This is a genomic window from Streptomyces monticola (genome assembly GCF_042665355.1).
In the GTDB taxonomy this organism is placed as follows: domain Bacteria; phylum Actinomycetota; class Actinomycetes; order Streptomycetales; family Streptomycetaceae; genus Streptomyces; species Streptomyces monticola.
Genome location: NZ_JBHTCF010000004.1, coordinates 485,484 through 511,567, shown reverse-complemented (window position 1 = coordinate 511,567; position 26,084 = coordinate 485,484). Strand labels below are relative to the sequence as shown.

At 69.8% G+C, this 26,084-nt stretch carries 28 protein-coding genes; 19 read left to right on the top strand and 9 right to left on the bottom strand.

All coding sequences use genetic code 11. The features are described 5' to 3' along the window. Positions 1–40: 40 nt before the first annotated feature. A complete protein-coding gene (locus tag ACFQVC_RS13440) occupies positions 41–397 on the top strand; it encodes a hypothetical protein (RefSeq protein ID WP_381830419.1) in 357 nt (118 codons plus the stop codon). A 1-nt stretch (position 398) separates the two neighbouring features. On the opposite strand, the gene ACFQVC_RS13435 is transcribed toward ACFQVC_RS13440, so the two are convergent. Both ACFQVC_RS13435 and ACFQVC_RS13430 read right to left on the bottom strand, forming a co-directional pair. Beyond that, positions 399–1,724, bottom strand: a complete 1,326-nt coding sequence (locus tag ACFQVC_RS13435) for a M14 family metallopeptidase (RefSeq protein ID WP_381830417.1) — start codon at positions 1,722–1,724, stop codon at positions 399–401. Between the two features lie 352 nt (positions 1,725–2,076). After that, the gene (locus ACFQVC_RS13430) at positions 2,077–3,429 is read right to left on the bottom strand and encodes a M14 family metallopeptidase (RefSeq protein WP_381830415.1); all 1,353 of its coding nucleotides are present in this window, start codon (positions 3,427–3,429) and stop codon (positions 2,077–2,079) included. Between the two features lie 276 nt (positions 3,430–3,705). On the opposite strand from ACFQVC_RS13430, the gene ACFQVC_RS13425 reads away from it, so the two are divergent. After that, positions 3,706–5,019, top strand: a complete 1,314-nt coding sequence (locus tag ACFQVC_RS13425) for an Nramp family divalent metal transporter (protein WP_381830413.1) — start codon at positions 3,706–3,708, stop codon at positions 5,017–5,019. Positions 5,020–5,146: 127 nt separating this feature from the next. Here the strand turns inward: ACFQVC_RS13425 and ACFQVC_RS13420 are convergent, their stop codons facing one another. Next, positions 5,147–6,181 carry a chitinase gene (locus tag ACFQVC_RS13420; protein WP_381830411.1) on the bottom strand — a complete coding sequence of 345 codons (1,035 nt, stop codon included), beginning with the start codon at positions 6,179–6,181 and terminating at the stop codon, positions 5,147–5,149. A 336-nt stretch (positions 6,182–6,517) separates the two neighbouring features. Between ACFQVC_RS13420 and ACFQVC_RS13415 the strand changes: the two genes are divergently transcribed. The 14 genes from ACFQVC_RS13415 to ACFQVC_RS13350 all read left to right on the top strand — a co-directional run bounded on the left by ACFQVC_RS13415 (position 6,518) and on the right by ACFQVC_RS13350 (position 19,114). Beyond that, on the top strand, positions 6,518–7,483 hold the full coding sequence (locus ACFQVC_RS13415; protein WP_381830409.1) for a hypothetical protein: 966 nt from the start codon (positions 6,518–6,520) through the stop codon (positions 7,481–7,483). Positions 7,484–7,601: 118 nt separating this feature from the next. Next, positions 7,602–8,324 carry a Flp pilus assembly protein CpaB gene (gene cpaB, locus ACFQVC_RS13410; protein ID WP_381830407.1) on the top strand — a complete coding sequence of 241 codons (723 nt, stop codon included), beginning with the start codon at positions 7,602–7,604 and terminating at the stop codon, positions 8,322–8,324. A gap of 7 nt (positions 8,325–8,331) precedes the next feature. Beyond that, complete coding sequence (locus ACFQVC_RS13405) at positions 8,332–8,475, top strand: hypothetical protein (RefSeq protein WP_381830405.1); 144 nt, start codon at positions 8,332–8,334, stop codon at positions 8,473–8,475. Between the two features lie 7 nt (positions 8,476–8,482). Next, positions 8,483–10,114 carry a CpaE/TadZ family protein gene (locus tag ACFQVC_RS13400; protein ID WP_381830403.1) on the top strand — a complete coding sequence of 544 codons (1,632 nt, stop codon included), beginning with the start codon at positions 8,483–8,485 and terminating at the stop codon, positions 10,112–10,114. Positions 10,115–10,146: 32 nt separating this feature from the next. Next, a complete protein-coding gene (locus ACFQVC_RS13395) occupies positions 10,147–10,485 on the top strand; it encodes a TadE/TadG family type IV pilus assembly protein (protein ID WP_381830401.1) in 339 nt (112 codons plus the stop codon). 114 nt (positions 10,486–10,599) lie between these two features. Then, positions 10,600–11,940 (top strand): CpaF family protein, encoded by a 1,341-nt coding sequence (locus ACFQVC_RS13390; RefSeq protein WP_381830399.1) that lies wholly within the window; start codon positions 10,600–10,602, stop codon positions 11,938–11,940. Between the two features lie 160 nt (positions 11,941–12,100). Further along, a complete protein-coding gene (locus ACFQVC_RS13385; protein WP_381830397.1) occupies positions 12,101–13,036 on the top strand; it encodes a type II secretion system F family protein in 936 nt (311 codons plus the stop codon). Positions 13,037–13,049: 13 nt separating this feature from the next. After that, positions 13,050–13,940 carry a DUF5936 domain-containing protein gene (locus tag ACFQVC_RS13380; RefSeq protein WP_381830395.1) on the top strand — a complete coding sequence of 297 codons (891 nt, stop codon included), beginning with the start codon at positions 13,050–13,052 and terminating at the stop codon, positions 13,938–13,940. Positions 13,941–14,283: 343 nt separating this feature from the next. After that, positions 14,284–15,990: a sensor histidine kinase gene (locus ACFQVC_RS13375; RefSeq protein ID WP_381830393.1), complete on the top strand. Its 1,707-nt coding sequence runs from the start codon at positions 14,284–14,286 to the stop codon at positions 15,988–15,990. A 76-nt stretch (positions 15,991–16,066) separates the two neighbouring features. Then, positions 16,067–16,963, top strand: a complete 897-nt coding sequence (locus tag ACFQVC_RS13370) for a response regulator (RefSeq protein WP_381830391.1) — start codon at positions 16,067–16,069, stop codon at positions 16,961–16,963. Positions 16,964–17,086: 123 nt separating this feature from the next. Further along, entirely contained in the window at positions 17,087–17,287 is a 201-nt protein-coding gene (locus ACFQVC_RS13365) for a hypothetical protein (protein WP_381830568.1), read from the top strand. Then, the gene (locus ACFQVC_RS13360; RefSeq protein WP_381830566.1) at positions 17,284–17,889 is read left to right on the top strand and encodes a pilus assembly protein TadG-related protein; all 606 of its coding nucleotides are present in this window, start codon (positions 17,284–17,286) and stop codon (positions 17,887–17,889) included. The genes ACFQVC_RS13365 and ACFQVC_RS13360 overlap by 4 nt, the downstream gene beginning before the upstream one ends. A 19-nt stretch (positions 17,890–17,908) precedes the next feature. Beyond that, positions 17,909–18,478, top strand: a complete 570-nt coding sequence (locus ACFQVC_RS13355) for a hypothetical protein (RefSeq protein WP_381830389.1) — start codon at positions 17,909–17,911, stop codon at positions 18,476–18,478. Positions 18,479–18,481: 3 nt separating this feature from the next. Then, entirely contained in the window at positions 18,482–19,114 is a 633-nt protein-coding gene (locus ACFQVC_RS13350) for an OmpA family protein (RefSeq protein ID WP_381830387.1), read from the top strand. Between the two features lie 41 nt (positions 19,115–19,155). Here the strand turns inward: ACFQVC_RS13350 and ACFQVC_RS13345 are convergent, their stop codons facing one another. Next, positions 19,156–19,347 (bottom strand): hypothetical protein, encoded by a 192-nt coding sequence (locus ACFQVC_RS13345; RefSeq protein WP_381830385.1) that lies wholly within the window; start codon positions 19,345–19,347, stop codon positions 19,156–19,158. Between the two features lie 11 nt (positions 19,348–19,358). Next, positions 19,359–20,210, bottom strand: a complete 852-nt coding sequence (locus ACFQVC_RS13340) for a helix-turn-helix domain-containing protein (protein WP_381830383.1) — start codon at positions 20,208–20,210, stop codon at positions 19,359–19,361. Between the two features lie 177 nt (positions 20,211–20,387). On the opposite strand from ACFQVC_RS13340, the gene ACFQVC_RS13335 reads away from it, so the two are divergent. Together ACFQVC_RS13335 and ACFQVC_RS13330 are read left to right on the top strand one after the other, a co-directional pair. Beyond that, positions 20,388–20,948 (top strand): ATP-binding protein, encoded by a 561-nt coding sequence (locus tag ACFQVC_RS13335; RefSeq protein ID WP_381830381.1) that lies wholly within the window; start codon positions 20,388–20,390, stop codon positions 20,946–20,948. Continuing rightward, complete coding sequence (locus ACFQVC_RS13330) at positions 20,932–21,672, top strand: SDR family NAD(P)-dependent oxidoreductase (RefSeq protein ID WP_381830379.1); 741 nt, start codon at positions 20,932–20,934, stop codon at positions 21,670–21,672. Before ACFQVC_RS13335 ends, ACFQVC_RS13330 begins: the two co-directional genes overlap by 17 nt. A 91-nt stretch (positions 21,673–21,763) precedes the next feature. Here the strand turns inward: ACFQVC_RS13330 and ACFQVC_RS13325 are convergent, their stop codons facing one another. The 4 genes from ACFQVC_RS13325 to ACFQVC_RS13310 are packed head-to-tail and all read right to left on the bottom strand — an operon-like array spanning position 21,764 to position 23,912. After that, positions 21,764–22,819 carry an aldo/keto reductase gene (locus ACFQVC_RS13325; protein WP_381830377.1) on the bottom strand — a complete coding sequence of 352 codons (1,056 nt, stop codon included), beginning with the start codon at positions 22,817–22,819 and terminating at the stop codon, positions 21,764–21,766. A gap of 12 nt (positions 22,820–22,831) precedes the next feature. Beyond that, positions 22,832–22,960 carry a hypothetical protein gene (locus ACFQVC_RS13320; RefSeq protein WP_381830375.1) on the bottom strand — a complete coding sequence of 43 codons (129 nt, stop codon included), beginning with the start codon at positions 22,958–22,960 and terminating at the stop codon, positions 22,832–22,834. Then, the gene (locus tag ACFQVC_RS13315; RefSeq protein WP_381830373.1) at positions 22,938–23,525 is read right to left on the bottom strand and encodes an AAA family ATPase; all 588 of its coding nucleotides are present in this window, start codon (positions 23,523–23,525) and stop codon (positions 22,938–22,940) included. The genes ACFQVC_RS13320 and ACFQVC_RS13315 overlap by 23 nt, the downstream gene beginning before the upstream one ends. A gap of 39 nt (positions 23,526–23,564) precedes the next feature. Continuing rightward, positions 23,565–23,912 (bottom strand): ArsR/SmtB family transcription factor, encoded by a 348-nt coding sequence (locus ACFQVC_RS13310; protein WP_381830371.1) that lies wholly within the window; start codon positions 23,910–23,912, stop codon positions 23,565–23,567. Positions 23,913–24,043: 131 nt separating this feature from the next. Here ACFQVC_RS13310 and ACFQVC_RS13305 point away from each other — a divergent pair, with 131 nt between their 5' ends. Next, positions 24,044–26,023, top strand: a complete 1,980-nt coding sequence (locus ACFQVC_RS13305; protein WP_381830369.1) for a heavy metal translocating P-type ATPase — start codon at positions 24,044–24,046, stop codon at positions 26,021–26,023. Positions 26,024–26,084 lie beyond the last annotated feature (61 nt).

The following is a 26,084-nucleotide window of genomic DNA, read 5'->3' as shown; positions in this document are numbered from 1 at the left end:
GCCGGTCGAGCGGCCCACCCGGCGCTTTACTCTTTTTCCCATGTCATTCGGTCCGCCGCCCCCCGCCTACCCGCCCGCGCAGCCCCCGCTTCCCCCGCCGCCCCCGCAGGGCCCCGAGTTCCTCGCCACCGACCCGCGCAACGCGGTCGTCGTAGACGCGGACGGTGTCTCCTTCGAGCTGGGCGGGCAGACCGCGGACTTCCCCTGGCAGCAGATCGGCAACGTCCACTACACGGGGAACGGCAACTGGCTGCTCGTCGGCGTGACGCATGCGAGCGGGGCGTTCTACGAGTGCCGGGTCGACGCCAAGCGACCGGAGCGGCTGCAGCAGTGGTTCGCGGAGCTCGCTCCGGTGCTCGGGTACTACCTCGGCGGCCGTACCGCGCCGCAGGGCTGACTCACCCGGTGCAGTACTGGCTCTCCTTGCCGATGGAGCGGTACATGCAGTCGGAGTTCTCCAGGAGCTGCAGGACCGCGTCGCGGTTGCGGCTCGTCTCGCGCTCGATCACCTCGTCGGGCGGGTAGAAGCCCCCGCCGCTGCCCGAGCGCGGATACATCTCGAAGGTGTAGCCGAAGATCTTCTGGGCGCCCCAGAGATAGTCGTCGATCGAGCCGTCCGTGATGTAGAGGTCGCTGGACTGCTCCGGGGTGTAGCCGTTGCTCGCGGCCATCTTGCGGCCCACGGTCGCGAAGGCGTCCCGGTCGTCCTGGGTCAGGCCCGGGGCGGTGTCGTTGTACGTGTAGCCGTACGGCCACAGGACCAGCTCGCTGTACGTGTGGAAGTCGATACCGGTCCTGATCTGCTGCTTGCCGCCGATGACCCGGCTGCGCACGAAGTTGGCGACGACCTTCACCTCGGGGGCCGACTCGGGCGCGGTGCCGCGGTAGGTCTCGGAGCCGGTGTTGCCCGAAGAGCCGCCGCAGCAGCCCCACTTGAAGTTCCAGTTGCGGTTCATGTCGGTGCCGACGTACGACGAACCGGAGTTGGGCTGCCGGTTCTTGCGCCAGCTGCGGTACGAGCCGGTCGCGATGTCGTACTCGCCGCCGTCCGGGTTGAGGTCGGGGACGATCCAGATCTCGCGCTCGTCGACCATCTTCTTGATCCGGGCGTCGGTGGTGTAGTCGTCGCCCAGTTCACGGATCAGATAGAGCGCCATCTCCACGGTGAGGTGCTCGCGGGCGTGCTGGTGGTGGGTGAAGAGCACCTCGGGCTCGGCCTCGTCGGTCGCGACATTGTCGCTGATCTTGATCGCGATGATGTCGCGGCCCTGGTAGGACTTGCCGATGACGCGCTTGGACATCAGGTTCGGGTGCTTCTGCAGCGCCGCGTTGATGTCCGTGTTCATCTCGGCGTAGTTGTGATACCGCGAGTCGGCCGGCGGAAAGTCCAGCGGCGTGACGTCCTTGCCGCCCGTGCGGTCCGGGACGGCGCCGAGCGGTGCGAGCTCGTAGCCGAGTTTCCTGAGCTTGTCGGCCTGGGCCGCGCGGGCCGAGACGACCACGACATGGCCGTCCGACTCGTCGATGGCCACTCCGGTCTTCGCGAGTGCGGTGCGCGTGACCTTGGTGTTGGAGTGCAGATGGATCTCGTACTGACGGATCTCGTCCTCGGCGGCACGGTCCCTGCCGTCGGACGAGGCGCTGGCGCTGAGCGGCGCCGCCAGGGCGAGGGCGAGTATCCCCGCGAGTGCGGCTGAACGTCTTCCGCGGATGCGAAGTCGCATGGATGTCTCCTGAGGGGTGGGGGTGACTCAGTGCGACGCATGTGCTGGACGTGCAGGAGGTGCAAGGGGTGCAAGGGGTGCAAGAGGCGCAAGAGGTGCGGAGAGTGCAGGAGTTGCTACTCGTGCAGAGAGTGCTGCCGGTGGCGATGTGCGATATCCGGTACACCGGGTCCTCGTGTGCGGGCTCATGGTGGGCCTGTGGCATGGGCCGGTCAATAGGCGCCTCGGGCCAAACTCACCGGAACGCCGAAGACCGGAGTGGCCACGGCGGTTGATCCGCCGGGCTCACTCCGGTCCCGGGTCCTCAAGGGCGCTCGCTCACCCCTGACGGTGGCTCACATACGACTGAGGCTCACCCCTTGCAGTACTGCTCCTCCTTGCCGATCGAGCGGTACATGCAGTCGGAGTTCTCCAGGAACTGGAGCACCGCGTCCTTGTTGCGGCTCGTCTCCCGGTCGATCACCTCGTCGGGCGGGTAGAAGCCGTCGCCGCCCGACGACGAGGGATACATCTCGAAGGTGTAGGAGAAGATCTTCTGGTTGCCCCACAGCCAGTCGTCGATCGTGCCGTCCGTGACGTACAGGTCGCTGGACTGCTCGGGCGTGTAGCCGTTGGACGCTGCCATCTTCTCGCCGACCGCCGCGTGTGCGTCCCGGTCGTCCTGGGTGAGGCCGTCCGCGGTGTCGTCGGTGGTGTAGCCGTAGGGCCACATGACCAGTTCGCTGTACGTGTGGAAGTCGATGGCCGACTTGATCTGCTGCTTGCCGCCGACCTCACGGCTGCGCACGAAGTCCGCGACGACCTTGGTCTCGGGGGCCGACTCGGCGGACTCGCCCCGGTAGGTCTCGGAGCCCGGAGTGTCCGAGGAGCCGCCGCAGCAGCCCCACTTGTGGGCCCAGTTGCGGTTGAGGTCGGTGCCGGTGTCGCCGCCCGGGTTGGGCTGGCGGTTGAGCCGCCAGCTGCGGTAGGAGCCGGAGGCGATGTCGTACTCGCCGCCGTCCGGGTTCATGTCGGGCACGATCCAGATCTCGCGCTCGTCGACCATCTTCTTCACGCGGTCGTCGGAGCCGTACTCGCCGCCGAGGGTCTTGATCAGATAGAGCGCCATCTCGACGGTGAGGTGCTCGCGCGCGTGCTGGTGGTGGGTGAACAGGACCTCGGGCTCGGCCTCGTCCTCGCCGACCTTGTCGCTGATCTTGACGGCGATGATGTCGCGGCCCTCGTGGGACTTGCCGATGACCTTCTTGCTGATCAGGTCGGAGTGCGCGGCGATCTGCTTGTCGATCTCCGCGTTCATCTCGGCGTAGTTGTGGTACTTCGCGTCGGCGGGCGGGAAGTCCTTGGCGCTCACCTTCTTGCCGCCGGTCCGGGCGGGCGGCGCGGGCAGGATGTCGAGCTTGTGCCCGAGCGCGCGCAGCTTCTCGGCCTGCGCGGCGGTGGCCGAGACCACGACGGAGTGGTCGTCGGCCTCGTCGACGGAGACACCGGCGGAGGCGATGGCCGTACGGTCCTGCGCTGTCGAGGGCCCGTGGATCTCGTACTGACGGATCTGCTCGTCACCGCCGCCGCCGCCGCCGGCGGCCTCGGCCGACGGCTTCGGGTCCTCGCCGACGGGTGATGCGTTGGCGCTGATGGGCGCGGCGATCGCGACCGCGAGGAGGGCCGCGAGTATCGCTGACTGTTTTCCGCGTATGCGGAGTCGCATGAAGTCTCCTGAGAATGTGGGGGGTTGGAGATGTGGGGGGTAGTTCAGTGCGACACAAGTGATGCAAGTGATGCGAGCGAGGTGTGCGCTATGCGGTACGGGCGGTACCTCTGTGCGGGCCATCGTGGGCCCCTGGCATGGCCCGGTCAAGAGTGGCCCCGACTCGGCCCCCAGAGCGCCCCGGTCGAACCCCTTGTGCAGGCAGTGGGGTTCACGCTTTGGTGACCTGTGATCACGTACTCGGGGACGAGTGCCGACGACGGGGAGGCAGCCGGCATGGCGGACACCACCGACAGCACCACCGGCGGTACGGGGGACATCTCCCGGCCGCGCAAATCCAGCTGGAAGTACATCGGGCCCGGCATCGTCGTCGCCGCGACCGGTGTCGGGGCCGGCGACCTGGTCGCCACCCTGATCGCGGGCAGCAAGTTCGGCTACACCCTGATGTGGGCCGCCGTGATCGGCTGTCTGGTGAAGATCTCCCTCGCGGAGGCGGCCGGGCGCTGGCATCTGGCCACCGGGCGCACGCTCTTCGAGGGCTGGCGCAGCCTCGGCCAGTGGACCACGGTCTACTTCGCGGTCTACGTCGTCGTCTGGGGCTTCATCTACGGGGCGACGGCGATGTCGTCCTCCGCCCTGCCCCTGGTGGCGCTCTTCCCCGACGGGCCCGGCCTGAAGACCTGGGCCATCATCACCGGCCTCATCGGTCTGGTCTTCGTCTGGTTCAACAAGTACGCCGTCTTCGAGAAGGCCATGACCGTCCTGGTCGGCGTGATGTTCGTGGTCGTCGTCTACGTGGCGATCCGGGTCACCCCCGATGTCGGCGCGAGCTTCGCGGGTCTGCTGCCCGTGCTGCCCGACGGGTCGCTGCTCTACACCCTCGGCCTGGTCGGCGGCGTCGGCGGCACCATCACGATGGCCGCGTACGGCTACTGGGTGAACGCCAAGGGCTGGACCAACACCGGCTGGATGAAGGTGATGCGCCTGGACAACCGCGTCGCGTACATCACCACCGGCGTCTTCGTCGTCGCCATGCTGATCGTCGGCGCCGAGCTGCTGCACGCCTCCAACATCGCGCTCACCAAGGGCGACCAGGGCCTGGTCGACCTGGGCAGGATCCTGGAGCAGCGGTACGGCACGGCCACCGCGAAGCTGTTCCTGATCGGGTTCCTGGCCACCTCCTTCTCCTCCCTGATCGGCGTCTGGCACGGCGTGAGCCTGATGTTCGCCGACTTCGTGGAGCGGCTGCAGCGGGACCGCAAGGGCGCCCCGGTCGAGGAGGGCACCGTGGCCGAGGTGGCCGCGGGCAAGAAGGAGCAGTCGGCGGCGTTCCGCGCGTATCTGCTGTGGCTGACCTTCCCGCCGATGGCGCTGCTCTGGCTCGACCAGCCCTTCGGCCTGGTGATCGTCTACGGCGTGCTCGGCGCCTTCTTCATGCCGTTCCTCGCGCTCACCCTGGTCTGGCTGCTCAACTCCTCGCGTACGCCGAGGGAGTGGCGCAACGGCATCCTGAGCAATGTGATGCTGGTCGCCGCCGGGCTGCTCTTCATCGTGCTCTGCGTCCAGCAGCTGCGCGAACTGCCCTGGTAGGAAGCCGGGGTCCGGACGTACGACGCGGCGCCACCGGGGGAGCGGTGGCGCCGCGTCGGCCTGCGGAGCCGGTGTACGGCGTGTGCGGCGCTTACGGCGCCTTCGGCACTTACGGCGTTTGAGGCGTTTACGGCAGACCGTGGACGTGCGGGCCCACCGTCTTGGACCAGGAACTGCCCGCCGTGGCGTCCCAGTTCGTCGACCACGTCATGGCGCCCCGGATGTCCGGGTAGGTCTTCGACGGCTTGAAGGAGCCGCAGTTCGTGCCCTTGGCAAGGCAGTCGAGGGCCGCGTTCACGACCGACGGCTCGGCATAGCCGCCGCCCGCCGCCCGGCTGGACGCGGGGGTGCCGAGGCCCACCTGCGAGGGTGCGAGGCCGCCCTCCAGCTGGATGCAGGCCAGGCCGGTGAGGAAGTCGACGGTGCCCTGCGAGTAGACCTTGCCGTCGCAGCCCAGCATCGAACCGCTGTTGTAGTACTGCATGTTGACGACGGTCAGGATGTCCTTGATGTTGAGGGCCGTCTTGAAGTACTCGTTCGACGTCGACTGCATGTCGATGGTCTGCGGCGCCATCGTGATGACGAGCCCGGGGGCCTTCTGCGCGAGGGACTTCAGGGCCTGCGACATATACGTGGAGTTGAGGCCGTTCTCCAGGTCGATGTCGACACCGTCGAAGCCGTACTCCTGCATCTGCGCGTACACGGAGTCGGCGAACGCCGTGGCCGAGGCCGCGTCATTGACCGAAACCGTGCCCTTCTCGCCGCCGACCGAGAGGATCACGGACTTGCCGTCGGCCTGCTTGGCCTTGATGTCGGCCTTGAACTGGTCGACGGTGTAGCCGCCGAGCCCGGCCGAGTCGAGGTTGAACTTCACCTCGCCGGGTGAGCCGGTGGCGTCCGCGAAGGCGACGGCGATGATGTCGTAGTCGCTCTGTACGTCGGCGAGTTTCTGCACGGTGGCGCCGTTGTTGAAGTTCTGCCAGTAGCCGGTTACGGCATGCTTCGGTACGGCGGCCGAGCCGACCGCGACCTCGAAGGCGGCATCGTCACTCCGGCCGGTGTCCGTCTGGCCCGCGTTCGCCTGGGTCGCGTTGCCGGTGAGGGCGAGCGCGCACGCGGCGAGTGCCGCCACCGCCGCGCCGATACACCTCTTTCTGGTCATGCCCGATACGCGGTGCACTGCTACCTCCTGTGGGGGGGGTGAGGGAGGGTGCGTTTCTGGAAACGGTGGCCACCGCCGGTGCTGCCCGTACAAGCTGGTCCAGACCAATCGGGTTGTCAAGACCTCTGGAACCCCAACTGACCTTTGAGATAACGAGGTTGGGGAAAGAGAACCCGGAATAGCGTGAATTCGTGGCGAGACCTTCACCGTCCGTCGATCAAGAACCCACCAGGAGTTATGAACTTCGAGTGTTGAGGGGCGCGCGACCTGGATATGGTGCAGACGCGGGCGATGGCCGCATCTACCGAAGTGAACGGGGTGTGGGGGTGTGGGAAAGTGCCGACCGCTATAGCCGTCACCAGTCCCGATCTGGTCCTGCCGCCGCCGGACCGGCAGACTCCGCCCGCTGCCGTACTGCACCCCGCGAGCAAGCAGCACACGCTCGACCACTCGCTCGCCGAGATGCACACCTTGCTGGAGCAGCACGGCTACGTGATCGTCCTGTACCCGGCGTCCCTGCCGGCCCGCGCCGTGCACCGGCTGCACACCGTGCGCTCACTCCTGGAATCCGACCGGATCGCCCTGCTGCGCCTCGATCTGCCGCCGCTCGGGCTCGCCATGCTCGCGCTGCAGCTGCGCCAGCTCGCCCTGTGCGACTTCAGCCCCGGGGTGCTCGCCTCCGCCGCGCGGCTCCTGTCGCACTACATCTACGCGGGCGCCCTGCTCGGCTCCGTCACCAAACTCGACCGGGTCCCGGTCAGCCTCACCTCGCACGCCAAGTCCTGGGTGCCCGGCTCCCAGTTCGCCGTGCTCGCCACGCCGCAGCCCCACCTGGTGAAGATCAGCGGCGGCAACGGCCAGGGCGGCACGCTCGAAGGCCCCGGATTCGGTACGCAGTTGCTCATCGCCAAAGGACAGCTCCAGTCCGACTGGGTGACCTCGCATCTCGCCCCCGCCTGGAAGGTGCAGGGCGTCGGCGAGGCCCGGCTGCCCGCGGAGTCCACCCGCTGGTGGGCCACCGGGCGCCTGGTGGAATTCGCCGCGGCGATCCCCGATATCTCGATGCTCTATCAGCTGGTGTCGTCGGTGAAACGGGAGGACTGCCATTGGTGCGGCCTCGAACTCATAGGGGACCGCTGCGGATTCTGCGCGGCGCCGCTGCTCGCGCGTGAGCAGCGCGGCGCCCGTGCGCGTGGCCCGGGGGTGGGCCCCGGTGCCGGCAGCGGAACCGGAGCCCGTGAACTCAGCCCCGCCACCCGGGCCCTCGCCACCCCGCGACCACGAAGGGCCATAGGCCCTTGACGACTCACCGGCCGCCGGGTTCCCGTGGCGGCCCCGCCCGCCCCTCCGACCCCCGCACCAGTGCCCGCTCCCGTCCCCGTCCCCGTCAATACCCGTCTTGATCGAGGTAGTTCGCCCCATGAACTCTCGCCAGCGCCGCGGCGTGATACTCCTGCTCCTGTCGGTCCTGTGCGCCTTCGGCGCCTTCGCCGGGGTGCTCTCGGTGATCCGCGACGTGAACTCCAAGGTGGGTCCCGAGGTCTCGGCGTACCGGCTGAAAAGCGATGTCGCGCCCTACAAGGCGCTCAGCGCGGCCCAGTTCGAGAAGATCGAGATGCCCGAACGCTGGCTGTCGGAGAACGCCGTGACCGATCTCGGCGAGATCCGCGGCAAGATCGCCGTCACCCAGCTGCGCAAGGGTTCGCTGCTGCAGAACGACATGATCGTGAAGCGGCCCGCGGTCGGTGAGGGCGAACAGGAGATCGCCATCATGATCGACGCCGCCACCGGTGTGGCCGGCAAGATCACGCCCGGCGCGACGGTGAACATCTTCGCCACCTTCAAGGGCGAGGACCAGGGCGGCCAGGGCGTGAAGGACCAGTCGAAGGTCATCGTCCAGAACGCCCGCGTCATCGACGTCGGCAAGCTCACGGCGCTCGAACCGAGCGAGGACGACCGCACGAGCCGCCGCAGGGAGACCGAGGCCGTGCCCATCACCTTCGCCCTCACCACCGCCGACGCCCAGCGCGTCGCCTACGCCGAGTCCTTCGCCACCCACGTCAGGCTCGCCCTGGTCGGTGGCGGCGGCGAGTCACCCGTATCGGCGGACGACCGGAGCTACACCCTCGATGAGGACAAGTGAGGGCCCCGTGACCACCCGAATCCTGCCCGCCGTCGGTGACGCGGATGCCGCGCGCTGGCTGACGGCCTTGCCCGGCCGGCTCCCGGAGGCGAAGTCCGCGGCCTGCGTATCGGCGGGCAACCGGAGCTACACCCTCGATGAGGACAAGTGAGGGCCCCGTGACCACCCGAATCCTGCCCGCCGTCGGTGACGCGGATGCCGCGCGCTCGCTGACGACCTTGCTGAGCCAGCTCCCGGACGCGGAGCCCGCGTTGCCCGTCACCGACTCCACGGCGCTGCTCGACACCCTCGCGCGGCTCGCCGGTGAGTCCATCGACGAGCTGCCGGAGGTCGTCCTGGTCCATGAGCGCATCGGCCCGGCGCCGGCCCTGGAGCTGATCAGGGAGGTCGCGCTGCGCTTTCCCGCCGTCGGCGTCGTCCTCATCACCACCGACGCCAGCGCCGGGCTCTTCTCCGCCGCCATGGACTCCGGCGCCCGCGGCCTGGTCGGACTGCCCCTGGGCTACGAGGAGCTGGCGGCCCGCGTGCAGACCGCGGCGTCCTGGTCGGTCGGCGTACGCCGCCATCTCACCAGCGGCCACGACGTGGTCACCGGCCCCGGCGGCACCGTCGTGACCGTGACCGGCGCGAAGGGCGGTGTCGGCACCACCCTCACCGCCGTCCAGCTCGCCCTCGCCGCGAAGGCCTCCGGCAGGAGCGTGGCCCTGCTCGACCTGGATCTGCAGTCCGGCGACGTCGCCTCGTATCTCGACGTGCAGTTCCGCCGCTCCATCGTCGACCTCGCCGGTATCAACGACATCAGCCCCCGGGTCCTCCAGGACGCCGTCTTCAGCCATCCGACGGGCCTCGGCCTGCTCCTCGCCCCCGCCGAGGGCGAACGCGGCGAGGAGGTCACCGACCGGGTGGCCCGCCAGGCCGTCAGCGCGCTGCGCAACCGGTACGAAGTCGTGGTCGTCGACTGCGGCACGCAGATGAACAGCGCGAACGCCGCCGCCATCGAAATGGCCGACCAGGCCCTGCTGTTGGTGACCCCCGACGTGGTCGCCGTACGCGCGGCCAAGCGCATGGTGCGGATGTGGGACCGGCTGCAGATCCGCAAGGCGGAGGAGACGGTGACGGTGGTCAACCGGAACTCCCGCCTCACCGAGATCCAGCCCGCCCTCGTCGAACGCATCACCGGCACCCGGGTCGCCGGGATCGCGATCCCTTCCCAGTTCAAGGAGTTGCAGGCGGCCGTCGACGCGGGCCGTATGCAGGACCTCGACAACCGCAGCACGGTCAAGCAGGCCATGTGGGGACTGGCGGGCGAGCTGGGACTGCTGACCGCCCCGGGAGAGGCCCCGGGCCCGCCCTCCGGACGCAAGGCCCTCACCCGCTTCCAGGGCGACCGCGGCGCCCTCGGCCCGTGGCGCCGCAGGGCCACGGACGACACCGGCTCGGCGACCCTGGAGTTCGCGGGCATGGCCCCCCTGATCTTCATGGTGGTCGCCCTCCTGTGGCAGTGCGTCCTCTTCGGCTACACGTGGTCCCTGGCCGGGAACGCCGCGGACGAGGGGGCGCGGGCGGGAACCTCGGCCGAGTGGTCGGGCGACGGCGCCGGCGCCTGCGAGGAGGCCGCCCGCGAGCGCCTCCCCGGGGCGTGGGAGGGCGGTTTCAACGTCACCTGCGGCGGCGGCGACCAGGTCTACCGCGCGGAAGTCACCCTGAACGTCCCCCTGTTCTTCCCGGGCTTCGACGCGGGGTGGACGGTGGACGGGGGCGCGGGAGCGGCGAGAGAGGGGGAGCAGTGATGACCGCTCGTTCAGGGAAGGGGCGGGGCGGGGTGAGAGACGACCGGGGCTCGATCATTCTCGAGTTCACCGGCTTCCTGCCGATCCTCCTCGTCGTGGGCCTGGCCGTGATCCAACTCGGCCTGGTCGGCTACTCCTTCAGCCAGGCCGGATCAGGAGCCCGTGCCGCCGCCCGCGCGGAATCACTGGAGCCCGGCACCGGAGCCGGCGCCGCCGACGCCGCGATGAGCGACTGGTACGACCCGGCGGTGAGCGTCACGGGCGGCGACCTCGTCGAGGCCACGGTCACCGTCGAGATCCCCGCCCTGATCCCCTTCGTGGGCCTGGGCGACGCCGCCCGCACCGTCACCATGCCCGCAGACGAAGACTGACCCGAGCCCAGCCCGACCGAGCCCAGCCCCACAGAGCCCAGCCGACCCGAGCCCAGCCCGACCGAGCAGCCCCACCGAGTACAGCCCGACCCGAGAGGCGAGAGGCACCGCACCATGAGCCTGAGGTCCCGTATCGCGACGCCCGAGGACACCGGCCCCGGACACGAGGACGACCACGTCGTGGCCGTCTACCGGGCCAAGCTCCTGGAGGAGATCGATCTCGCCGAGATGTCGTCCCTCGCCGCGGCCGAGCGCAGGGCCCGCCTGGAGCGCGTACTCGGCCACATCATCAGTCGCGAGGGCCCGGTCCTGTCCACCTCGCAGCGCGCCCAGCTGATCCGGCGCGTGGTCGACGAGGCGCTCGGCCTCGGCGTACTCGAACCGCTCCTCGAAGACGCCTCGATCACCGAGATCATGGTCAACGGCCCGGACGCGATCTTCGTCGAACGTGCCGGACGGGTCGAGCAACTCCCCCTCCGCTTCGCCTCGCACGAGCAGCTGATGCAGACCATCGAGCGCATCGTGTCGACCGTGAACCGCCGGGTCGACGAGTCCACGCCGATGGTCGACGCCCGGCTGCCCTCCGGCGAGCGCGTCAACGTGATCATCCCGCCGCTCAGCCTGTCCGGCGCGACCCTCACCATCCGCCGCTTCCCGCGCGCGTACAAGCTCAGCGAGCTGATCGACCTCGGCTCGCTCGACCAGCAGATGCTGATGCTGCTCAGCAGCTTCGTACGGGCCCGTTTCAACGTGATCGTCGCCGGCGGCACCGGCACCGGAAAGACCACGCTCCTCAACGCGCTCTCCGCGCTCATCCCCGAACACGAACGCATCATCACCATCGAGGACTCCGCCGAACTGAGCCTCCAGCAGGCCCATGTGATCAGCCTCGAATCGCGGCCGCCCAACGTGGAGGGCAAGGGCCAGGTCACCATCCGCGACCTCGTACGCAACAGCCTGCGCATGCGTCCCGACCGCATCATCGTCGGCGAGGTCCGCGGCGGCGAGACCCTCGACATGCTGCAGGCCATGTCGACCGGCCACGACGGCTCCCTCGCCACCGTGCACGCCAACTCCGCCGAGGACGCCCTGATGCGGCTGCAGACGCTCGGCTCGATGTCCAACGTCGACGTGCCCTTCGAGGCGCTGCGCGACCAGATCAACTCGGCCGTGGACGTGGTGGTCCAGCTGACCCGGTTCGCGGACGGCTCCCGCAAGGTCACCGAGATATCGCTGCTGGTCTCGCACGGCCGCGAACCCTTCCGGATCGCACCGGTGGCCCGCTTCTCGCCCGCCCCGATCGGCTCCGACCGCGTCGTGCGGGGCGTCTTCGAGCATCTGCCGCTGCCCCGCCGCGCCGCCGACCGGCTCTATCTGGCGGCCGAGCCGATCCCGCCGACGTTCGGGGTGATCGAAGGGGTGGACGTACTCAACACGAGGGAGGCGGCGGGCTGATGCCTCGTAGGGACGCCACGGACACCAGGGTCGCCACGGACACCAGGGTCGCCACGGACACCAGGGTCGCCACGGACACCAGGGTCGCCACGGGAAGCCCGCTGATACGAGCAGCGCACCCGATACGAGCAGCGCACCCGATACGAGAGGCAGCCGCCGCATGAACAACCCCGCGCTTCTCGCGCTCGGTGCCACGCTCCTGTGCGGCACCCTCGCCGTGGCGGGTCTGCACACGTACGCCTCGGGCAGGGCGCAGCGCCAGGCCCTGGTCGAGCGGCTCATCGACGAGGGACCGCTGCCCGGCGGCCGGCAGCGGCACTTCACGGCCGTCGACCGCAGGCTGCGGCACACCCGGCTCGGCCGCCGTATCCAGCGGAAGCTGGCCGCGACCGGACTCGACGTCACACCGGGCGAGTTCTTCGTCTACGTCCTCGTCGGCGCCGCCGCGGTGTGGCTGATCGCGACCGCCCTGCTCGCCCCCTTCTTCGGCCCGCTGGCCGCCGTCGTCGCGGTCGGCACCGCCAACGCCTTCCTCAACTGGCAGCACCAGAAGCGGATAGAGGCCTTCATCAACCAGCTGCCCGACCTGGCCCGGCTGCTCGCCAACGGCACCTCGGCGGGCCTGGCCCTGCGCACCTCGCTCGCCATGGCCGCCGACGAGCTGGAGGCGCCGGCGGGCGAGGAGCTGAGAGTGGTCTCCAACCAGCTGGCCATGGGCCGCTCCATCGACGACGCGCTCGGCGAGCTGGCCGAACGCCTGCCGTCGCGTGAACTCAGCGTCCTCGTCACGACGTTGATCCTCTCCAACAAGGCCGGCGGCACCATCGTGGAGAGCCTGCGCAACCTCACCCAGACCCTGGAGGAGCGCAAGGAGACCCGGCGTGAGGTACGCACGATGCTCTCCGAGGTCAACGCCACCGCGTTCACCATCCCGTGCCTGGGCGTCGGCGCGATGCTGATGCTGAACGCCATGAACGACGGCGCCCTCGCGAAGGTCACCGGTTCCCCGCTCGGGCAGATCCTGATCCTGGTCTCACTCGGCCTGTACGCGGCCGGGTTCGTGGTCATCCGCCGCCTCGGCAAGATCGAAGTCTGAGGGGGCCGCCGACGTGATCGCACTGCTGCTCGCACTCCTGGGAGGCGTCGCCGTCGCGGGTGTCTTCCTGGGCGTCCGGATGTACCGCGCGGAGGCCAGGCTCCCCGACGACCTGGCGCTCGCCCTCGAAGTGGGCTCGTCGCGGGTGTCCGTCGCCGACTCGGCCATCGACCGCCTGGGCATGCGCTTCGCGCCCACGGTGCTGCGCCTGATGGGCCCCAAGCGGGTCGACGCCAAGCGCCGCAAGATCGACCAGGCGGGCAACCCGAACGGTCTGACCGTGGACCGGTACGCGGCCCGCCGCGCGGTCTACGGGGTCTTCGGCGCGGTCTGCGCGTTCTCGCTCTTCGTCAACGGCGTCCCGCTGATCGGCTTTCTCGCCCTGGCCTTCGGCCTGTTCGCTGCGGACGCGCTGATCTGGCAGGCCGTCCGGGAGCGCAAGGAGCAGATCGAGCGCACGCTGCCCGACTTCCTCGACGTACTCGCCGTCGTGGTCTCGGCGGGCCTCGGTTTCCGCCAGGCCCTCGACCGGGTCGCCGACCACTACGAGGGTCCCTGGGCCGACGAACTGCGCATCACACTCCGCCAGATGGACATGGGGGTCTCGCGCCGCAAGGCCTTCGAGGAGCTGCGCAGAAGGAACACGAGTGAGCAGGTCAGCCAGTTCGTGACCGCGCTGCAGCAGGGCGAGGAGCTGGGTGCCCCGATCGCCGAGACGCTCATCCAGATCGCCAACGACATGCGCCGCACCGACGCGCAGAACGCCCGTCGCCGCGCCGCCAAGACCGTCCCCAAGACGACGCTCGTCACGCTCATCTTCATGGTCCCGGCGACCCTGATCCTGATCGTGTGCGGCATGTTCCTGGGCTCGGACACGGACTTCGGATCGATCCTGGGGGGCTGATGGGGCGATGGACGAGTCGATCCCGGGGGCGGGAGGCGCTGTGGAGGGCGACCGGCAGACGGTGAGATTCCCTGCGGGGCAGGTGGGGGTGGGGGGTTCGGCTCCGGGTCCGGCTCCGGCTCCGGCTCCGGCTCCGGGTCCGGCTCCGGCTCCGGGCCCCGCAGGCCCGCCGATGCCGCAGTCCGGTGGCGCGCAGATGCCGCAGTCCGGTGGCGCGGAGGGGGCTCAGTCCGGTGGCGGCCCGCAGATGCCGCAGTCCGGTGGCGCGGAGAGGTCGCTGCCTGGCGGTATACAGATGCCGCAGTCCGGCGGCGCGGAGAGGTCGCAGCTCGGGAGCGCGCAGATGCCACAGCCCGGCGGTATGCAGACGTCACAGCCCGCCGACGCGCAGACGCCACAGCCCGCCGACGCGCAGACGCCACAGCCCGCCGACGCGCAGACGCCACAGCCCGCCGACGCGCAGGCGTCACAGCCCAGCGGCACGCAGAGGTCGCAGCCCGGTGCGCAGACGCCGCCGCTCCACGGACAGCCGCCCCCGGCCGACAGCTCCGCCCTGAGCAGTTTCCGGCCGGCCCGTGCCCCCGGCTCCCGCCCCCGCACGCCAACCCCCGGCTCCCGCCCCCGCACGCCAACCCCCGGCTCCCGCCCCCGCACGCCAACCCCCGTCTCCCGCCCCGCGATCAGCTACGGCCCGGCGCCCGAACCCGTCGCCGCCTCCGCCCTGGCGGACGACGCCCCCGCGCCCAGCCTCCCCATCCAGCTCAACGCTCTGCAGGCCCTGTGCCGCCAGGTCTTCGGCTTCCGGCTCGCGATGATCATCATCGGGGCACCCCTTGCCCTGAGCCGCGCCGAGGGCCGGTTCGGCAGCGTCCTCGTGGGCGCGGCGGTGGTCTTCAGCCTCATGGGCTCGTACGCGATGCTCCGCGACTGGGAGCGCCTCGGCCCCCTCGTCCTGCGCCACCGCTGGCTGATGGGCATCGACCTGCTCTTCGGCGCGGTCCTGCTCCTGACCGCGTCCCCCGACTCCACCCTCGGCTACGCCACGGTCTGCACCCCCCTCCTCGCCGGACTGCTCTACGGCTGGCGCGGCGCCGGTATCTACACGGGCATCCAGATCGTGGTGCTCGTGGCGGCGTTCACGGCCTGGCGCGACCGTCTGTCGGCGCCCGACGACCCGGCGAGCCCGGCGAGCACGCTCCTCATCAGCGGATTCTGCGTCGCCGCGGGGATCATCGGCGTCACGCTCCGCAACCTGATGTTCCGCTTCGGCACGGCGACCCAGGCCCTGTCGGAGGCCAACGCCCGCCTCGCGGTGACGGACGCCGTCGAGGCCGAACGGGCCCGCCTGGCACGGGAGATGCACGACTCGGTGGCGAAGACCCTGCACGGCGTGGCCCTGTCCGCCGACGCGCTCGCCACCTCCGCCGACCGCATGGACCCCCTCACGGTTAAGCACCAGGCGGGCATCGTGGCCCGCTCGGCCCGCCGCGCCGCCGCCGAGTCCCGTGAACTCCTCGCGGATCTGCGCCGCAGGACGGACTACGCGGAAGGGGAGACGGGCAGCGGCGTGGACATCCCCGCCGAACTCGCGGCCCGGGTGGAGGACTTCAGAACACGTACGGGAGTTGTCTGCGACTGGCACCTGGTGGGCGAGGCCCCGGTCCCGCTGGTGCCGCACGCGGTGGCCCGCCAGCTCCTGACGGTCGCCACGGAGGCCCTGGAGAACGCCCACCGCCACGCCGAGGCATCGCACGTCACGGTCGAACTGGGCGTCACGAGCGCCTCCGGCACGGCGGCCGGAGACCTCCTGCACCTCAACATCCTGGACAACGGCAAGGGCCTGCCGCCCGGCACCAACCTCGAAGAGCTGCGCAGATCCGGCCACTTCGGCCTGGTCGGCATGGTCGAGCGGGCGGCGTCGGTCGGGGCGCGCATCCGGATAGGCCGCGGCCACGGGGCGAGAGGCACGGAGGTCCGGGTGGACCTGCCGCTTTCGGCCCTGAACACCCCCACACTTCCTACACCCCCCACGACTCCGCCTTCCCCCTGAAACCCCACTCTGAGAGGAGGCCGCCATGCAGGACGAGAACGTGAACGTGAACGTGAATGGGAATGGGAATGTGCACATGTCCCAGCACACTTCGGCGTACACCACGCCGCCGCGTTCCGAGCACACCCCCGCTCAAGTCCCCGTCCCCGCGCCGGTCTCGCCCCCCGGGCAAGCCCCACCGGCCCTGCGTGTGGTCGTGGCGGACGACAATCCCGTCGTACGCGCGGGCCTGACCGCTCTCCTCGGCGCCCGGGACGACATCCACGTGGTGGCGGAGGCGGCGGACGGCCGCGAGGCGCTGGCACGGGCCCGCGAACACCGCCCGGACGTCGTACTCCTGGACGTCCGCATGCCCGGCGTCGACGGCATCTCGGCCCTGCCCCACCTGGTACGGGTCGCGCCGGTGATGATGCTGACGTACAGCCGCGAGAACACGATCGTGCGGGAAGCGCTACGCCTGGGCGCGGACGGCTATCTCGTCCACGGCGAGTTCACGGCGGAGCAACTCGTCGCGGCGGTACGGGACGTACGCGACGGCCGGGCCCACTTCACGGCGTCGGCCCAGGGCGCACTCCTTGCACACGTACGGGACGGCGCCCCGACCCCCGCCGGGCTACCCGAAGGCCTCGGCCACGCCTACGGGACCGAAGTGCCGCCCTCCGCCCCGCCACCGGAGCCACCTGTCTCGATTCCGCACCAACTCCCCGTAACCACTTCGCATGTGCAACCAGTTGTGCCAGAGTCTGAGCGACGCGAAAACCGCCGCGAATTCGGGCTGAGCACACGGGAGGTGGAGGTGATGGGGCTCATCGCAGCAGGAATGAACAACCAGCAGATCGCCGCCACCTGCTTCATCAGCGAGAAGACCGTGAAGAACCACATCAACCGAATCTTCGCGAAACTGCACAGTACAAGCAGAAGCGAAGCCATCGCGGTATGGCTGGGCACGGCCCGGGGGAGGTCGACACGATGAGCCTCCGACCACGACAACTGCGGCTTTGGGCCCGGGGTTGGGCCCAGGGGCCCTCTGGCCATCGTCGCCATTCGGCGTACGTTTCTCCTGTCAGCGCATCGGCAGGGGCCGGAGGAGAACGTCATGTCGAGGATCCGAACCTGGAAGAACACCGTCATCGCACGGATGCGTGGCGAGAAGGCCGACGCGGGGGCCGGGTTCGTGGAGTACGCGGGGTTGTTGGTGCTGATCGCGGCGATCGTCACTGCGGTGATGGGGTTGGGGTTGGACGACACGATCTCGTCGGCGATCGACGAGGCGGTGGCCTCCATCACCGGCGGCTGACTTTTCGCCGTCTCCGCGACGACAAGGGCTCGACCATCCCGCTGTACGTATGGCTGGTCGGCATGCTCCTCTTCGTCGCCTTTGTCTTCTTCGTCTTCGCCAAGGGAGCCGTGGCGCGCAACGGAGCTCAGTCCGCTGCCGACGCCGCGGCTCTCGCTGCTGCCCAGGAAGTCCGTGATGAGCTGACAGAGGGCTTCCTCGGCGGACTCAAGGCGGGGGACTGGGACGACTGGCTCGACGGCGACGGCTTCCTCGGCGACGGCGAGGCGGCGGCAGCGGATCTGGCCGCCGCGAACGACTCCTCGCTCACGAGCCTGGACACCGGCTCCCTGGACGGGAATCCGTCGTTCACAGCCGCAGTGGAGACCAACTACACCGTGGGCGACTCGCTCATTCCCGGAACCGAGAACACCCGCGCCAATGCCGAGGCGACGGCGGTGATCGAACCCCGATGCACCGTCGAGGTGGACATCGACCCGGCGAAAGACGTGAAGTTCACCTGTGACGGCAGTGGTCCCTGGGAGATTGATCCCAAGAACCCGGGAGAGATCGCCGATCTCCCGAAGGCCAAGGACTTGTTCGCTGTCCGGCTGGCCGACTGATGTCTACGAAGGAGTCTCGATGAGGGCCCGAAGGGCACTGACCGTAGTGGCGATCACGACCGGCCTGGTCCTGACGGTGGCCGGCTGTGGTGGTGGCGACGACGGCGGCAAGAAGAAGACGGACACGCAGTCCACGACCTCCTCCAAGGGCGGCGGCAACAAGGAAGAGCCGGAGGAGCAGGCGGAGGACAAGGTCCTGGCCGAGGTGACGGGTGGCGAGGGCGTCACGCTCACCATCAACTCGGCCGTTCGTGACCAAGGTGGCTTCCTTACTGTCAGTGGCAAGGTGCGGAACGGCGGTTCCGGGCGCTGGGTCGCCAACTCCTGGCGTGGCGAGGAGCAGGAGCTGCAGCGCAACGCCGCGTCCATGGCCGGCGCCAGCATCGTCGACAAGGCAGGAAAGAAGCGCTACTTGATCCTTCGCGACACCGAGGGTCGCTGCCTGTGTACGACCTTCACGCCCTTCAAGCAGGGGGAGGAGAAGACCTGGTACGCCCAGTTCCCGGCCCCGCCGGACTCGGCCACTAATGTCACCTTCCAAATCGCGGACATGCCCCCCGCCACCATCGAAATCTCCGAGGGTGAGTGACCCATGCCCCGCACTCTCCCCACCCTCGTCGCCTTGACCCTGCTGACGGCGGTCAGTGTCACGGGCACCGCGTACGCCGAGGACGACCCGAGCGTGCCACCGGGCTCGGTGACATCCGACCCGCCCCCGAAGGTCGACGCCAACTCCCCGGGTCTGAAGCTCGGTGACGGGGCGACGCTCGCGCCGGCGAAGGTTCTGGACATCAAGTCCGTGGTCGAGGACATGGGCGGCGAGGAGCGCCGCGAGGACACGAACTCGGATGTGAAGTTCGCGCTGCAGGCAGAGGTGCTCTTCCCGAAGGACAGCGCGAAACTGAACCCCGAGGCGAACTCCCGTATCAAGGCCATCGCGGAGGAGATCAAGGCTCAGAACTCCACGAAGGTCAGGGTCTTCGGCTTCACGGACAACCTGGGGTCGTACGGGCACGGGAAGAAGCTCTCGAAGGAGCGCGCGGACGCGGTGCACGACCAGTTGTCGAAGGACCTCGGTCCGGAGATCACGTTCGAGGTGCGCGGGTACAGCGAGGACTACCCGATCGCGTCGAACTCCTCGGAGGAGGGCCGTAAGAAGAACCGACGGGTCGAGGTGACGTTCCCGCGAGGCGAGACGGGCGAGTCCGGCGACTCGGCCGAGTAGCTCCGCAGGGCGACGAGCTCGCCGGGCTCGGCCAGGCTCTTCTAGAGCAGGTGATCCGCCTTGCCGTCCTTGATGTCGCGGATCAGCGTCCGCAGGGCGTCGTGGCTGTCGGTGAGGTATCGGTCCTCCTGCCCGGCGACGGCGATGTAGGCGTTGCCTTCGTCGTCGGTGCCGAGCCGGAAGCAGCTTGAGCCTTCCCCGCAGAAGGGTTCTTCCCAGGTGATGCCGGTCATCGAACTCCCCATCAGAGCTGTTGGGCGATGGCGTGAATGAAGTCGCGTGACGCAGGAGGGTCGAGAGCGATGCGCTCCATCCAGTCCAACTGGGCGGTGTACTTGGACAACTGCGCTTCCTGGTACAGGAATTCCGGCCCGTGTGTGCTGTCGATCTGCACAGTGTCGAGCTGTGGCACCGGTCCCTCGGCGTAGATCACGGTCTGTCCGGCTCCGGGGAAGACCCCGGCCTCGATCGTGATGACCCTCAGGATCACGCTGCCTCGTTCGGCCAGCTCAAGCAAGTGCGCCAACTGCGCTCGTGCGGCTTTCCGCCCGCCGAACTGCATGCGAAGTGCGGCCTCATGGATTATCGCGACGTACTCGGGGTGGTCCGCGCCATCCAGTACCTGCCGCCGTTCCATGCGATGCGCCACGCGAAGGGCGACTTCGTGCTGGGGGAGTGTGGGGACCACCGCCCGGAAAATGGCAGTCGCATGGTCAGCGGTTTGCAGGAGCCCCGGCATGTGCACGGTGTGGGCACTGCGCATACGGGTGGCGTGCCATTCCATCTCGGCGATGTCCAGGAGCCCGGCGGGCAGCTGACCCCGGTATCGCTCCCACCAGCCCCGCTCGCGTCCACCGGCCATCGCGGCGAGAGCTTCGGCGTAACTCTTGTCCGCACACGCGCAGTTGCATGCCAGGGTGCGAACCCGTTCGGCACTGATCGCGCGAGCGCCCGACTCTATGGCGGAGATGTTGCTGCGGTTGACGCCGAGTAGCCCGGCAGCGGACTCGATGGACATGCCCGCAGCGGTGCGCATCTTCCGCAATTCCGCACCAAGCCGCTGCTGACGTTCAGTTGGGGCTGTCCTGAGTGGCATGCGCCGGAGTGTAGTGGGTGGGCCAAATTGCTGGAATGGGTGGTCCATGGACCACTCGTAGCCCTACAGTGAGTAGCGCAACAGTCACGCCAAGCACGCGGCGGAAGTGCATCCCGTCATGCCCGGGACAGAGCCACCGCCCACACTCCAAACCCCCACCGCGCCCGGGAGTCCCCCATGCTCACCGATACCGCCCCCACCCCCTGTCCCTCGTTCAGGCCCCCCTCCACACCTCCCGCCCCACCACCCCCAGAAGACCTCACCTACAGCCTCACGCTGCCCGCGTCCCTCACCACACCGGCCATCGCGCGGACCGCGACCCGGCGCATCCTGGTCGCTCACGGCCTGCACGGGCTCACCGATGCCGCGCAGCAAGCCGTGGGTGAACTGGCCGCCGCCGCATGCCAGTTCACACCCACCCCGGAGGTGTATCTCTCCCTCCGTTTTCGCGACGGCGCCCTGCGCGTGATCCTCTACGACGGGCACCCGCGGCACACGAACGAACGCCTGGCCGCCGCCTGTGACACGCGCCGCCGCGCGGCCCTGCGGCTCCTGGCCTGTGTCGTACGGGCCTGCGGCGGAGAGTGGGGCTTCGGGGAGGCCCGGGAGCCCGGCGGCGGAACCCGGATGTGGGCGGTGCTGCCGCAGGCCGGTGCGACGGCGTACGGGCGGCCTGGCAGGGTGGAGGAAAGAGCACTCCACCTGGGAGGGAACGACAGACATGCAGCTCGCGGGTAGGACCGCCATCGTCACGGGAGCCGCCCGAGGCCTCGGCCTCGCCATCGCTCAGCGCTTCGCGCAGGAGGGCGCCACCGTCGTCATGGCGGATGTCATCGACGCCACCGAGGAGGCCGAGAAGCTGGGCGGCCGCTACATCCGTACCGACGTGAGCGACGAGGCACAGGTCGCGGCGCTGGTCGCGGAGACCGTCGACGCGTACGGCCGTCTCGACATCCTCGTGAACAACGCCGGGATCGAATTCGCCGCCACCGTCCTCGACACCACCGTCGACCAGTGGGACCGGCTCATGTCCGTCAACATGCGCGGCGTCTTCCTCGGCACCAAGCACGCCGTCCCCGCGATGACCGACGGCGGCGGCGGGGTCATCGTCAATGTCGCATCCGAGCTCGGTTTGGTCGGAGACGCCGGCGTGGCCGCGTACTGCGCCTCCAAGGGCGGTGTCATCCAGCTCACCAAGGCCACCGCCATCGACCACGCGAAGGCCGGGATCCGGGTCAACGCCCTGTGCCCGGGGCCGGTCGCGACCGACCTCCTGGAGGAGGTCTTCCGGGCGAGCGGCGACCCCGAGGGCATGCGGCGGAAATTCGAGGAGCTGACGCTGCTCGGACGCCTCGGCCGCCCGGACGAGGTCGCCGCGTCCGCCGTCTTCCTCGCCTCCGACCAGTCGTCCAACATGACGGGCGCGAACCTCGTCCTCGACGGCGGCTGGACGGCGCGCTAGTCCACAAAGGGCTCAGCGGCAAAGCAGGCTCAACGGCAAAACCTCAGCGGCAAAGCAGGCTCAACGGCAAAACCTCAGCGGCAAAGCAGGCTCAGCGGATCTCCGTCGGCGTACGCCGATACGTCGAGCGCCGGTCGTCGATCTCCCAGGCCCGGTCGCCGTAGACCGTCTCTACGATCCCCGGTTCACGCAGGAACGCATGCGGGAACCCGAGCGGCACCGCACTCACCTCGTCCAGGCGCCGCAGCGCGTCCTCGTCGAGGTGTACGTCGACGGCGCCCAGGTTGTCGACGAGCTGCTGCTCCTTCGTGGCGCTGATGATGGGGACGACATTGCCGGGGCGCGAGCGCAGCCAGGCCAGGGCGACCTGGGCCGGGCTGAAGCCGCCCTGCTCGGCGATCTCCAGGACCGCGGTGACGGTGGCCTCCGTGTTGTGGTCGCGGTGGCTCTCGTCGCCGCCGCTCAGACGGCCGCTCTCGCCGCGCCGGTACTTTCCGGTGAGCATGCCCGCGGCGAGCGGCGCCCAGGCGAGTACGGCCTGGTCGAAGGCGCGCGCCTGCGGCAGCAGCTCCCGCTCGGGGGTGCGTTCGAGCAGGTTGTAGCGCAGCTGCGAACCCGCGAACACCGTCCAGCCCCGAAGCTCCGCAAGCGTGTTGGCGGTGGCGATCTCCCAGGCCGGCCAGTCCGAGACCCCGAGATAGAGCACCTTTCCCGCGCGTACGACATCGTCGAGGGCGCGCATCACCTCGTCGATGGGCGTGAAGTTGTCGCGTGCGTGCACCCACAGGACGTCCAGGTGGTCGGTGCGCAGCCGCTCCAGGCTCTCCTCCACCGACCGCACCAGGTTCTTGCGGTGGTTGCCCGCCGAGTTCACCTCGCCCTTGCGGGTGGCGCAGGTGTACTTGCTGGCCAGTACGTAGGAGTCGCGGCGGCCTTCAAGGAGTTCACCGAGGATGGACTCGGAGTTGCCGTCGGTGTAGATGTTCGCGGTGTCGACGAAGTTGCCGCCGGCGTCGGTGTACGCGTCGAGAATGCGGGCGCTGGTGTCCTTGTCGGCGCCGAAGCCCGCACCGCCGCCGAAGGTCATGGCGCCGAGGCTCAGTTCGCTGACGCGCAGACCGGTCCTGCCGAACAGTGTGTAACGCACCGTGGTTCCCTTTCATCGGCCGATGTCGATGTCGATGTCCATGTCCATGCCGAGGTCGAAGTCGAGGCCGAGGTTGAGGATGGGCCTGCTGGGGAGGCAGACGCAGACGACGCGGACGCTACGCGCTGGAGCCCACTCCAAGGCAAGACCGCACGAACGCCACCCGCTCCGCCACCGGCACGAGCGGCAGCGGCACCAGCTCGTACCCGTACCGCGGATACACCTCGGCCATCGCCTCGTACGTGGCCACCGCGACCTCGAAGGTCTGCTTGCGCTCGGCGTCCTGGGCGTAGATCTCGGGCCAGGGCGGCGCGATGAAGACCCGCCGGTGGTAGCGCAACTCCCGCGCGGCGGCGTCCATATGGGCGGGCAGGGGGAGCCCTTCGAGCCGGAGATAGCCGACGAGGTCGGGTACGCCACGGTCGAAGATCACGGGTCCGGGGCCGAGGTCCGCCGCCTCACGGTGCGACCGCAGTTCCCTCTCCAGCATCAGCTCGGCGAACGACTCCCGGTCCGTCCACGGCAACGCCCGCCCGCCGGCGGCCAGTTGCTCCTGGATCACCGCGCGCCCGGCTTCCTGGGTACGGGCGAGCCCTGACGCTTCGAGCGCGTCGATGAGAGTGGTCTTGCCGGAACCGGGCCCGCCGGTGACCACGACGAAATCGTCCACGAGCCGCGTGGGCCGTGTGGGGCGCGTGAACCGCATGAGACCTCCGTGAGCGCCGAACCGCCGCCGGTCGAGCCGTTACTCGTCCCGCAGCCCCAGACGCAGGTGTTCCACATGGAAAAGGGCCTGGTCGAGTAGCTCGGCCACATGGTGGTCGTACAGCGCGTACACGATGGAACGCCCCCGGCGCTCCCCGGTGACCAGGCCCAGATTGCGCAGCAGCCGCAGCTGGTGCGAGCAGGCCGACTGTTCGAGCCCGGCGGCCTCCGCGAGCTCGCCCACGGCGCAGGGTCCCTCCTGCAGACGGGCCAGGATCCGCAGCCGCGACGGGGTGGCGAGGGCCTGCAGCGTGGCCGCGACATCCGCGGCGCCCACGGCGTCGAGACGCTCCCGGGTGCTGCGCTGCTGGTCGACTCCGTGGCCCATGGAGCCATCGTAGCGAGCCGGGCACCTCCACCCCGGATTGAATGAAGACTTGTTCATTCATTCGGGTATGGTGACGGAGTCCTGCCCGCCTGGTGCCAAGCCGCCACGCCTGCCCGAGGTGTCACTTCGCCATGCCCACTTCCGCCCAGGACGCCGGGGAGCGGACCGTCGCGTCCGGCGCGCCGCCCGTGTTCCCCGCCCCCGCCCCCGTCCGCCGCACGCGTGTCCTCGCTCTCGCCGAGGCCCGCTGGGCGGCGCTCGCCACGGCGGCGTTCCTGCTCGCCCTGCCGCTCCAACTCACCGGCCTGAGCGCCTGGTTGTGGGGTCCGCTCTACGCCGTCGCGTACGCGGCGGGTGGCTGGGAACCGGCCGTCGAAGGCCTGCGCGCCCTGCGGGAACGCAGCCTCGACGTCGATCTGCTCATGATCGTCGCGGCCCTCGGTGCGGCCGCCATCGGCCAGGTCATGGACGGCGGCCTGCTGATCGTCATCTTCGCCACGTCCGGCGCCCTCGAGGCCCTGGCCACGGCCCGTACCGAGGACTCCGTACGCGGACTGCTCGACCTGGCACCGTCCACCGCCACCCGGATCACCCCCGGCGGCGAGCAGACGGTGCCCGCCGGCACCCTTGCCGTCGGTGACGAGATCCTGGTCAGGCCCGGTGAGCGCATCGGCGCCGACGGCCGGGTCCTGGACGGTGCGAGCGAGGTCGACCAGGCCACCATCACCGGCGAGCCGCTGCCCGTACCGAAGGAGCCGGGGGACGAGGTGTTCGCGGGCACCGTCAACGGCGCGGGCGGCGCGCTGCGGGTCCGTGTGGAGCGCGACCCCTCGGACACGGTGATCGCCCGGATCGTCACGCTCGTCGAGGAGGCGTCCCGTACCAAGGCGCCCACGCAGCTGTTCATCGAGAAGGTCGAGCAGCGTTATGCCGTGGCCGTGGTCGTCGCCACCCTGGCGGTCTTCGCGGTGCCCCTCGCCTTTGGCGCGGACCTGACCGGGGCCCTGCTGCGCGCGATGACCTTCATGATCGTGGCCTCGCCGTGCGCGGTGGTGCTCGCCACGATGCCGCCGCTGCTCTCCGCGATGGCCAACGCGGGCCGCCACGGTGTGCTCATCAAGTCGGCGGTCGTCATGGAACGCCTCGGCCAGATCGACACGGTGGCCTACGACAAGACGGGCACCCTCACCGAGGGCCGCCCCCGCGTGCTCGCCGTGGCCCCCGAACCCGGCTTCTCCGAGAGCGAGTTGCTGGCCATCGCCGCGGCCGTCGAGCATCGCAGCGAGCATCCGATCGCCACGGCGGTCGTGACGGCGGCCGCCGGACTGCCCCTGCCCGACGCGTACGACTTCACGTCCACGCCCGGCCGCGGAGTGGCGGCCACGGTGGCCGGCCGCAAGGTGGAGGTCGGGGCGGAGTCCCGGCTGTGCCCCTCGGACGCACCGCCGGCAGCGGCCGCCGACGGTGCCACGACCGTGCTCGTCCTGGTGGACGGCGACCCTGCGGGCCGGATCGTCCTCGCCGACGAAGTGCGCCCCGACGCCCCCGCGGCCGTGGCCGCCCTGGCCCGGCTCACCGGTACGGCCCCGCTGCTGCTCACCGGCGACGCACCGGGACCCGCGGCCGCGGTGGCGGCCCAGGTCGGCATCGGCGCCGCCCACGTACACGCGAATCTGCTGCCGCAGCAGAAGTCGGACGCGGTGCGGGAGTTGGGGGAAGGAAGGGAAGGAGGGGCAGGAGCGGGCCCGGACCGCCGCAAGGTGCTGCTGATCGGCGACGGCGTGAACGACGCCCCCGCGCTCGCCGCGGCACACACCGGGATCGCGATGGGCCGCGCGGGCTCCGATCTGGCCCTGGAGACGGCCGACGCGATCGTCGTACGCGATGAACTGGCCGCCGTACCCCGGGCGGTGGCCCTCTCGCGGCGGGCCCGCCGCCTGGTCACCCAGAACCTGTGGATCGCGGGGACCTGCATCGCGGCCCTGACCGTCTGGGACCTCGTGGGCCATCTGCCGCTGCCCCTGGGCGTCGCGGGCCACGAGGGCTCCACCATCCTGGTGGCTCTCAACGGCCTCCGCCTGCTGAGGGAATCGGCCTGGCGCTCCACCTGACCTGCACCCTGAGCCCGGCCCTGGGGGAGGGCGCCGGGTCTGGGCGATCCCCGTCCAGTTC